This is a genomic window from Streptococcus mitis (genome assembly GCF_001579045.1).
Taxonomy (GTDB): domain Bacteria; phylum Bacillota; class Bacilli; order Lactobacillales; family Streptococcaceae; genus Streptococcus; species Streptococcus mitis_D.
This window is the reverse complement of sequence record NZ_KQ970262.1, coordinates 215,016-224,976: the sequence shown is the minus strand read 5'-3', so window position 1 is coordinate 224,976 and position 9,961 is coordinate 215,016. Positions and strand designations below refer to the sequence as shown.

Here is a 9,961-nt window from a genome sequence, read left to right as displayed (position 1 = left end):
AAATGCCGTTTGTGGTAGAGACAGACAAGTATATCTTTGTTCACGCAGGTATTGATTTAACCTTGGATGACTGGCATGAAACCACAGATTACAAGAAAGTATGGCTTAGAAAACCATTTCACGAAGCAGAAAATCATACTGGAAAAACCATTGTCTTTGGTCATACACCGGTTTATGGTTTGCTGAAGCAAGAGCGTGGCACTGCTGAGCTTTGGACTACAGAAGATGGCAAGATTGGGATGGATGGAGGAGCTGTTTATGGTGGTGTCCTTCATGGGATTGTCTTTACAGACCAAGGAATGACAGAACACCACTTTATCGAAAATGACGGCTTGGTCGCTGAAGATTAGTACTCCTAGCAGGGTATGGTCTTGTCAAAATGTCAAAAACAATTTATAATAAATAGATACCCTGAAAGGAAGAGAATCATGAACTTAGAAGAATTGAAAAAACGACAGGAGAAGATTCGTAACTTCTCTATTATCGCCCATATTGACCATGGAAAATCGACTCTGGCAGACCGCATTTTGGAGAAGACAGAGACAGTATCCAGTCGTGAAATGCAGGCCCAGCTTTTGGATAGTATGGATTTAGAACGGGAACGTGGGATTACCATTAAGTTGAATGCCATTGAGCTGAATTACACTGCAAAAGATGGGGAAACTTATATTTTCCACTTGATTGACACACCAGGGCACGTTGACTTTACCTATGAAGTTTCACGTTCACTCGCTGCCTGTGAGGGTGCTATTTTGGTGGTCGATGCTGCCCAAGGGATTGAGGCTCAAACCCTTGCCAATGTTTATCTAGCCTTGGACAATGATTTGGAAATCATGCCAGTCATTAACAAAATTGACCTACCAGCTGCAGATCCTGAGCGCGTGCGTACAGAGATTGAAGATGTCATTGGTTTGGATGCCAGTGAAGCAGTCTTAGCATCAGCTAAAGCTGGTATTGGTATCGAAGAAATCCTCGAGCAAATTGTAGAAAAAGTACCAGCACCAACGGGTGATGTGACGGCGCCACTTAAGGCCTTGATTTTCGACTCTGTTTACGATGCCTACCGTGGAGTTATTCTCCAGGTGCGTGTCATGGATGGGGTGGTCAAACCTGGTGATAAGATTCAGCTCATGAGCAATGGCAAGACTTTTGATGTGACCGAAGTCGGTATTTTTACGCCGAAAGCAGTTGGTCGTGATTTTCTTGCGACTGGTGACGTTGGTTACATTGCGGCTTCTATCAAGACGGTTCAGGACACTCGTGTGGGTGATACCGTTACCTTGGCAACCAATCCTGCGGCAGAGCCATTACATGGCTACAAGCAGATGAATCCTATGGTCTTTGCGGGTCTCTATCCAATTGAGTCAAACAAGTACAATGACCTACGTGAAGCTCTTGAAAAATTGCAACTGAATGATGCTAGTCTCCAATTTGAACCAGAAACATCGCAGGCACTTGGATTTGGTTTCCGTTGTGGTTTCCTTGGACTTCTTCATATGGATGTTATCCAAGAACGTTTGGAACGTGAGTTCAATATTGACCTCATCATGACAGCTCCGTCTGTTATTTACAAAGTTAATTTGACCGACGGTGAGTCTATGGATGTGTCTAACCCATCTGAGTTTCCAGACCCAACTAAGATTGCGACCATTGAGGAACCTTATGTTAAGGCGCAAATCATGGTACCACAGGAGTTCGTAGGAGCAGTAATGGAGCTAGCTCAGCGCAAGCGTGGGGACTTTGTGACTATGGACTATATTGATGATAATCGTGTTAATGTCATCTATCAAATTCCACTTGCTGAAATCGTCTTCGACTTCTTTGATAAACTCAAGTCTTCGACACGTGGTTATGCAAGTTTTGACTACGAATTGTCAGAATATCGCCCATCTAAGCTGGTCAAAATGGACATCCTTCTCAATGGAGACAAGGTGGATGCCCTCAGCTTCATCGTTCACAAGGACTTTGCTTATGAACGCGGAAAACTCATCGTTGACAAGCTCAAGAAAATCATTCCTCGTCAACAATTTGAGGTTCCTATTCAAGCAGCTATTGGACACAAGATTGTCGCTCGTACTGATATTAAGGCCCTTCGTAAGAACGTACTTGCTAAATGTTATGGTGGTGACGTTTCTCGTAAACGCAAACTCCTTGAAAAACAAAAAGCTGGTAAGAAACGCATGAAAGCCATCGGATCAGTAGAAGTCCCACAAGAAGCCTTCCTCAGCGTCTTGAGTATGGATGAAGAATAAGTTGTCATAATTGCTTTTCCTTGTTCATAGGAAATTTATATAAGAATCAATAGTAAAGCAGGCTTAAATGGTCTGCTTTTTTAGTTTTTATACTCTTCGAAACTCTCTTCAAATCACGTCAGCGTCACCTTACCGTAGATATGATCACTGACTTCGTCAGTTTCATCTACAACCTTAAAACCATGTTTTGAGTTGACTTCGTCAGTTTCATCTACAACCTCAAAACTGTGTTTTGAGCAACCTGAGGCTAGCTTCCTAGTTTGCTCTTTGATTTTCATTGAGTATTAGAACAGAAAAAATGCTTGGAGTATTTGTTTGTGTGTTTATTTTTATATAACAAACTATAAACACAACAAAAATATAAAAAAAGAGACAAAAATCAACAAAAAACTATTGACAACGATTTCATATAGTGTTATACTTATGGCATAAAGTTAATGGAAAGAAGGGAAAACCTTATGGGATTAGATCATTTCTTTGACAAAAACCTTGTGTTTTGCTTAGAAGCGGATAATCAAGAACATCTCTTTGATCAGGTTGCAACTTTATTGGAAGAACGAGAAATCGTGACTCCAACCTATCGTGAAGCCTTGATCACGCGTGAAAAGTCATTTCCAACTGGCTTGGATATGGAATTTTTGGGTAAGGATTTGCCGAATGTGGCTATTCCTCACACAGATATTGTTCATAATTTAGCGGAGAAAGTTGTAGTGGTTCGATTAGAGAAACCGGTGACTTTCCACAATATGATTGCGCCGGATAAGGAAGTAGAAGTATCCTTGCTCTTCTTTATCATCAATAACTCTAGTTCAAGTCAAACGAACATTCTTGCTCAGTTGATGGACTTCTTCACAGGAAATGGTCATCTTGAAGACCTATCAAAAATTTCTGAACCAGAAGCCCTCTATGCTTACATTGCTGAAGCAACCGCTTAATCTTGTCTATTAAAAATATTAAATCGGAGGAGATCCATATGATTAAAATTCTTGCTGCCTGCGGTGCAGGTGTTAACTCAAGCCACCAAATTAAAAGTGCTCTTGAAGAAGAACTTTCAAACCGTGGTTACGATGTGCACTGTGATGCAGTCATGGTCAAAGACGTTAACGAAGACCTTATCAAAGGTTATGACATCTTCACACCAATTGCTGCGACAGACCTTGGTTTTGACCCAGGTATTCCAGTTATCGAAGCTGGACCAATCTTATTCCGTATCCCAGCTATGAGTGCTCCAGTATATGATAACATTGAAGCAGCCATTAAAGAACACGGGTTAAGCTAATTTTAATTTGTTAACATTCATATAACATAAAAAAGGGAGGAACTGTTATGGATGCAATCTTTGACCTAATCAAAAAGGTTTTCACGCCCGTCTTAGATATGGGTGGACCTGTCATCATGTTAATCATTTTGACAGTATTGGCTTTACTTTTTGGAGTGAAATTCTCCAAAGCGCTTGAAGGTGGTATCAAACTTGCCATCGCTCTTACTGGTATCGGAGCTATCATCGGTATGCTCAATGGTGCTTTCTCAGCATCACTTGCAAAATTCGTTGAAAACACAGGTATCCAATTAAGTATCACTGACGTTGGTTGGGCACCACTTGCTACAATCACTTGGGGATCTGCTTGGACACTATACTTCTTGCTCATCATGTTGATTGTCAACGTAGTGATGCTTGCTATGAAGAAAACCGATACACTTGATGTCGATATCTTCGATATCTGGCACTTGTCTATCACAGGTCTTTTGATTAAATGGTATGCTGATAACAATGGTGTGAGCCAAGGGGTTTCACTCTTGATTGCTACAGCAGCTATCGTCCTTGTCGGTGTGTTGAAAATTATCAACTCTGACTTGATGAAACCTACATTTGACGACCTTCTTAACGCACCAAGTTCATCACCAATGACATCAACTCACATGAACTACATGATGAACCCAGTTATCATGGTTTTGGATAAGATTTTTGAAAAATTCTTCCCAGGTCTTGATAAATATGACTTTGACGCTGCTAAATTGAACAAAAAAATCGGTTTCTGGGGTTCTAAATTCTTTATCGGTTTCATCCTTGGTATCGTTATCGGTATTATGGGAACTCCACATCCAATTGCAGGAGTTGAAGATGCAGATAAATGGCGTCTTGTTATCAGAGGATGGTTGTCTCTTGGTTTGACTGCCGGTGTATCTTTGGAACTCTTCTCACTTATTGGTTCATGGTTCATCGCAGCCGTAGAACCACTATCACAAGGTATTACAAACGTTGCTACTAAACGTCTTCAAGGACGTAAATTCAACATCGGTCTTGACTGGCCATTCATCGCTGGTCGTGCTGAAATTTGGGCTTGTGCCAACGTACTTGCACCAATCATGTTGGTTGAAGCAGTACTTCTTTCAAAAGTCGGAAATGGTATCTTGCCACTTGCAGGTATCATCGCTATGGGTGTTACTCCAGCTCTCTTGGTTGTAACTCGTGGTAAATTGCTCCGTATGATTATCTTCGGAACACTCTTGTTGCCACTCTTCCTTCTTTCAGGTACACTTATCGCACCATTTGCAACAGAACTTGCTAAAGGTGTAGGTGCCTTTCCAGCAGGTGTGAGCGAAACTCAATTGATCACTCACTCAACTCTTGAAGGACCAATCGAAAAACTTCTTGGTTGGACAATTGGTAACACTACAACAGGTGATATCAAAGCAATCCTTGGTGCTGTAGTCTTCCTTGTATTCTATATCGGTATCTTTGCTTGGTACAGAAAACAAATGATCAAACGTAACGAAGAGTACGCAGCAAAAGCAAAATAATGCGCTCCTATAAAATGTAAGCTCAATGAAAATCAAAGAGCAAACTAGGAAGCTAGCCGCAGGCTGTACTAAAGTACGGCAAGGTGACGCTGACGAAGTTTGAATTGGATTTTCGCAGAGTGTAAATTGTTGAAACTAGGTTGTCATACCATTAGGAGTGGCAGCCTAGTTTTTTATAAACTATCAAGAAATTGGAGAAAATAATGGTAATTGAATTAAAATCAGAACAATTAAGAGTTCAATTTAACAGTTTTGGTGGAGCTCTTTCTTCTATAAAAGATACTGAGGGACTGGAGTATTTGTGGCAAGGGGATGTCACTTATTGGAGTGGACAAGCTCCTGTTCTCTTTCCTATTTGTGGTTCTTTGAGAGAGGATACAGCCCTCTATATAGATGAGAAGGGACAAGAAAGAAAAGGAAAGATTCCTCGTCATGGTCTGGTCCGCAAGAAAGAATTTGAATTAGTTGAACAGACAGATAAGAGTGTAACTTTTGCAATTGAAGATGATGAGAATAGCTATCAAAACTATCCTTATCATTTCCGCTTAGAAATCACTTATATCCTTACTGGGAAGACAGTACGGACTCAATACAAAATATTTAATAAAGAAACTAGCAAGGTCATGCCTTACTTTATTGGTGGCCATCCAGGATTTAATTGTCCTCTGCTGGATGATGAAGTCTATGAAGATTACTATTTAGAGTTTGAGAAAGAAGAAACTTGCTCTGTTCCACGTCCTTTCCCAGAAACAGGTATGTTGGATTTCCGAGATAGAAGTCCATGGCTAGAGGGGCAAAAGGAATTAGATCTTAGTTATGATCTTTTCAGCACAGATGCAGTGACTTTGGATGAATTGCAATCTCGAACAATTGCCCTTCGTTCTCGTAAACATGATAAGGGATTGAAAGTGCACTTTGCAGAGTTTCCAAACCTCATTATCTGGTCAACTTTGAATAAGGGTCCTTTCATTGCCTTTGAACCATGGTCTGGCTTGTCAACATCCCTTGAAGAAGGAGATCATTTAGAAGATAAGAAGAATGTTCGTCTCTTAGAAGCCAATCAGGTTGAAGAAATAGGGTTTGAGATAGAAGTTTTATAAAAAAGTAAAAAATAAATAACAAAAACAAACACAAACTGTTGACTTTTTCAAACAATAGTAGTATATTATGTTTGTGAGGACTAATTGACTGTTTTTTAAAGACAGCCAATACACTGCTGGAATCCAGCATAGAAAAAATAAAAAGGAGTATACAATATGTCTATTGTTATCGGTGCAGATGCTGCAGGTTTGAGATTGAAAGAAGTTGTGAAAGACTTCTTAGAAAAAGAAAATTTCCACGTTGTGGATGTTACAGCTGAAGGTCAAGACTTTGTTGATGTGACTCTCGCTGTTGCTGCAGAAGTAAACAAAGAAGAACAAAACCTTGGTATCGTAATTGATGCCTATGGAGCTGGTCCATTTATGGTCGCAACAAAAATCAAAGGAATGGTTGCTGCAGAAGTATCTGACGAACGTTCAGCTTATATGACTCGTGGCCACAACAACTCACGTATGATCACTATGGGTGCACAACTTGTTGGTGATGAATTGGCTAAAAACATCGCTAAAGGATTTGTTAACGGTAAATACGATGGTGGACGTCACCAAATTCGGGTCGACATGTTGAACAAAATGTGCTAATTAGATTACAGTAAGAAAGGTAAGTTAAAAATGAGAATTGCAATTGGATGTGACCACATCGTAACAGATGAAAAAATGGCGGTTTCAGAATTTTTGAAATCAAAAGGATATGAAGTCATCGACTTTGGTACATATGACCATACACGTACTCACTACCCAATCTTTGGTAAAAAAGTAGGGGAAGCTGTAACTAGCGGTCAAGCTGATCTTGGAGTATGTATCTGTGGTACTGGTGTTGGTATCAACAACGCTGTAAATAAAGTTCCTGGTGTTCGTTCTGCCTTGGTTCGTGATATGACAACAGCCCTTTATGCTAAAGAACAATTGAACGCCAACGTTATCGGTTTTGGTGGTAAGATTACTGGTGAATTGCTCATGTGTGATATTATTGAAGCTTTCATCCATGCTGAATACAAACCATCTGAAGAAAACAAGAAATTGATTGCGAAAATTGAACACGTTGAAAGTCACAATGCACATCAAGCTGACGCAAACTTCTTCACGGAATTCCTTGAAAAATGGGATCGCGGAGAATACCACGACTAAGAGGTAACCTATGATTTTAACAGTCACAATGAACCCATCCATTGATATTTCCTATCCCTTGGATGAGTTGAAGATTGATACTGTCAATCGTGTGGTGGATGTAACCAAAACGGCTGGTGGTAAGGGACTCAATGTTACCCGAGTACTTTCAGAATTTGGGGATTCTGTTCTTGCTACTGGTTTAGTGGGTGGCAAACTTGGTGAGTTTTTGGTTGAGCATATCGATAATCAAGTAAAAAAAGATTTCTTCTCAATTCAGGGAGAAACTCGGAACTGTATTGCTATTCTCCACGGTGACAACCAAACAGAAGTTCTTGAAAAAGGACCTGAAGTTCTTGAACAAGAAGGTCAAGGCTTTTTGGATCATTTCAAAAAACTCTTGGACTCAGTTGAAGTAGTAGCTATCTCAGGTAGTCTGCCAGCTGGCCTTCCAGTTGATTACTATGCGAGCTTGGTAGAACTTGCTAATCAAGCTGGCAAGTCTGTTGTCTTGGACTGCTCTGGTGCAGCACTTCAGGCGGTTCTTGAATCACCACATAAACCAACAGTCATCAAACCAAATAATGAGGAATTGTCTCAGCTTCTTGGAAGAGAAGTTTCTGAGGATTTGGATGAATTAAAAGAAGTCCTTCAAGAACCTTTGTTTGCAGGTATTGAATGGATTATCGTTTCACTTGGTGCCAACGGTGCTTTCGCGAAACATGGAAATACATTCTATAAGGTAGATATTCCAAAAATTCAAGTAGTTAATCCGGTTGGTTCTGGAGATTCTACCGTAGCAGGTATTTCATCTGGACTTCTTCATCACGAATCTGATGAAGAATTGCTTAAAAAAGCGAACGTTCTTGGCATGCTCAATGCTCAAGAAAAAATGACGGGTCATGTCAACATGGCCAACTATCAAGCTCTATATGATCAATTAATAGTAAAAGAGGTATAAAATGGCTTTAACAGAACAAAAACGTGCACGCTTAGAAAAACTTTCTGATGAAAATGGAATCATCTCAGCTCTTGCATTTGACCAACGTGGTGCTTTGAAACGCCTCATGGCTCAACACCAAACAGAAGAACCAACTGTAGCTCAAATGGAAGAACTTAAAGTTTTGGTAGCAGATGAATTGACTAAATACGCTTCATCTATGCTTCTTGACCCTGAGTATGGACTTCCAGCAACTAAAGCTCTTGATGAAAAAGCTGGTCTTCTCCTTGCTTATGAAAAAACAGGTTATGACACAACAAGCACAAAACGCTTGCCAGACTGCTTGGATGTTTGGTCTGCAAAACGTATTAAAGAAGAAGGTGCAGATGCAGTTAAATTCTTGCTTTACTATGATGTAGATAGCTCAGACGAACTTAACCAAGAAAAACAAGCTTACATTGAACGTATCGGTTCTGAGTGTGTGGCTGAAGATATCCCATTCTTCCTTGAAATTCTTGCTTACGATGAAAAAATTGCTGACGCAGGTTCTGTAGAATACGCTAAAGTAAAACCACACAAAGTTATTGGTGCTATGAAAGTCTTCTCAGACCCACGCTTTAACATTGATGTCTTGAAAGTTGAAGTTCCTGTTAACATTAAATATGTTGAAGGCTTCGCTGAAGGTGAAGTAGTTTACACACGTGAAGAAGCAGCAGCCTTCTTTAAAGCACAAGATGAAGCAACTAACTTGCCATATATCTACTTGAGTGCTGGTGTATCAGCTAAACTTTTCCAAGATACTCTTGTATTTGCTCATGAATCAGGTGCAAACTTTAACGGAGTTCTTTGTGGCCGTGCAACTTGGGCTGGATCAGTTGAAGCTTACATCAAAGATGGTGAAACAGCAGCTCGCGAATGGCTTCGCACAACTGGTTTTGAAAACATTGACGAACTCAACAAAGTTCTTCAAACAACAGCGACTTCATGGAAAGAACGCGTGTAGCACTCAAATTGCGAAAAAAACTTCAGTCTAGGGATAGAAATATCTCTAGACTTTTTGATGACGTAAAAATAACCTTGAGTTAGTTATCCTCAAGGTTAGATAAAATATAGTGAATTGAAGTTAAAATAGTACACTACAATTTCTAAAGCAGTGCTAGAAATTGATTTGGCTTTCCAAACCAATTTGTTCATATTTTATTTCAAGCCACTATATATAAGAAGTAATGCAAGTTAATCGTGATATTCTCCACGATTCCACTTGGCATTCTCTTCATCGAAGATATGATCATTGGCAGCTACATCTGGGCTCACTTCAGATAGTTTATCAATTTTCGCAATCAATTCCTCTTTTTCAGGACTTGGTTTGTACTTGGTATTGATAAATTCATCTACAATGTTGTTAATGAAATTGATACCTAGGATTGCACCACCGAAAGCAACAATATTAGCATTGAGGTTTTCACGAGCGGAACGAGCAGTCGCAACATCTCCGACAAGTACAACTCGAGTTCCAGGAACTTTATCAGCAGATACAGCAATTCCAACACCTGTACCGCAAAGGGCGACTCCAAAGTCAGCCCGTCCATTGATAACCTCCTCTGCAATTAAGCGACCATAAATAGGATAGTGAGTACGGACGAAATCATAAGTACCAACATCAATGATTTCATGACCTTGTTCTTTTAGGTGTTTTGAAATCTTCATCTTCACATCTGTTACAATGTGATCACAACCGAGAGCAATTTTCATGGGAATAC

At 39.9% G+C, this 9,961-nt stretch carries 11 protein-coding genes and 1 pseudogene; 10 read left to right on the top strand and 2 right to left on the bottom strand.

What is annotated here, in order from left to right; genetic code table 11:
* Together SMIDD28_RS12100 and lepA are read left to right on the top strand one after the other, a co-directional pair.
* Positions 1-350, top strand: a pseudogene (locus tag SMIDD28_RS12100) (serine/threonine protein phosphatase); the annotation flags it as partial.
* Between the two features lie 78 nt (positions 351-428).
* A complete protein-coding gene (gene lepA, locus SMIDD28_RS04035) occupies positions 429-2,252 on the top strand; it encodes a translation elongation factor 4 (protein ID WP_001047207.1) in 1,824 nt (607 codons plus the stop codon).
* Positions 2,253-2,365: 113 nt separating this feature from the next.
* Here lepA and SMIDD28_RS12095 read toward each other — a convergent pair whose 3' ends face one another.
* Complete coding sequence (locus tag SMIDD28_RS12095) at positions 2,366-2,530, bottom strand: hypothetical protein (RefSeq protein ID WP_081103208.1); 165 nt, start codon at positions 2,528-2,530, stop codon at positions 2,366-2,368.
* A gap of 180 nt (positions 2,531-2,710) precedes the next feature.
* Here SMIDD28_RS12095 and SMIDD28_RS04030 point away from each other — a divergent pair, with 180 nt between their 5' ends.
* The 8 genes from SMIDD28_RS04030 to lacD all read left to right on the top strand — a co-directional run bounded on the left by SMIDD28_RS04030 (position 2,711) and on the right by lacD (position 9,204).
* Positions 2,711-3,187 (top strand): PTS sugar transporter subunit IIA, encoded by a 477-nt coding sequence (locus SMIDD28_RS04030; RefSeq protein WP_061088080.1) that lies wholly within the window; start codon positions 2,711-2,713, stop codon positions 3,185-3,187.
* Positions 3,188-3,225: 38 nt separating this feature from the next.
* Complete coding sequence (locus tag SMIDD28_RS04025) at positions 3,226-3,531, top strand: PTS sugar transporter subunit IIB (RefSeq protein ID WP_000590550.1); 306 nt, start codon at positions 3,226-3,228, stop codon at positions 3,529-3,531.
* 47 nt (positions 3,532-3,578) lie between these two features.
* Positions 3,579-5,054 carry a PTS galactitol transporter subunit IIC gene (locus SMIDD28_RS04020; protein ID WP_061424889.1) on the top strand — a complete coding sequence of 492 codons (1,476 nt, stop codon included), beginning with the start codon at positions 3,579-3,581 and terminating at the stop codon, positions 5,052-5,054.
* 203 nt (positions 5,055-5,257) lie between these two features.
* Positions 5,258-6,154: an aldose 1-epimerase family protein gene (locus tag SMIDD28_RS11015; protein WP_081103207.1), complete on the top strand. Its 897-nt coding sequence runs from the start codon at positions 5,258-5,260 to the stop codon at positions 6,152-6,154.
* Between the two features lie 156 nt (positions 6,155-6,310).
* Entirely contained in the window at positions 6,311-6,736 is a 426-nt protein-coding gene (gene lacA, locus SMIDD28_RS04010; RefSeq protein ID WP_000029277.1) for a galactose-6-phosphate isomerase subunit LacA, read from the top strand.
* A gap of 30 nt (positions 6,737-6,766) precedes the next feature.
* Entirely contained in the window at positions 6,767-7,282 is a 516-nt protein-coding gene (gene lacB, locus SMIDD28_RS04005; protein WP_033681832.1) for a galactose-6-phosphate isomerase subunit LacB, read from the top strand.
* 10 nt (positions 7,283-7,292) lie between these two features.
* On the top strand, positions 7,293-8,222 hold the full coding sequence (locus tag SMIDD28_RS04000; RefSeq protein WP_061424887.1) for a tagatose-6-phosphate kinase: 930 nt from the start codon (positions 7,293-7,295) through the stop codon (positions 8,220-8,222).
* A gap of 1 nt (position 8,223) precedes the next feature.
* Positions 8,224-9,204, top strand: coding sequence for a tagatose-bisphosphate aldolase (lacD, locus tag SMIDD28_RS03995; RefSeq protein ID WP_050104159.1), 981 nt, complete (start codon positions 8,224-8,226; stop codon positions 9,202-9,204).
* Positions 9,205-9,434: 230 nt separating this feature from the next.
* Here lacD and lacB (SMIDD28_RS03990) read toward each other — a convergent pair whose 3' ends face one another.
* Positions 9,435-9,953, bottom strand: coding sequence for a galactose-6-phosphate isomerase subunit LacB (gene lacB, locus SMIDD28_RS03990; protein WP_061424885.1), 519 nt, complete (start codon positions 9,951-9,953; stop codon positions 9,435-9,437).
* Between the last annotated feature and the right edge of the window lie 8 nt (positions 9,954-9,961).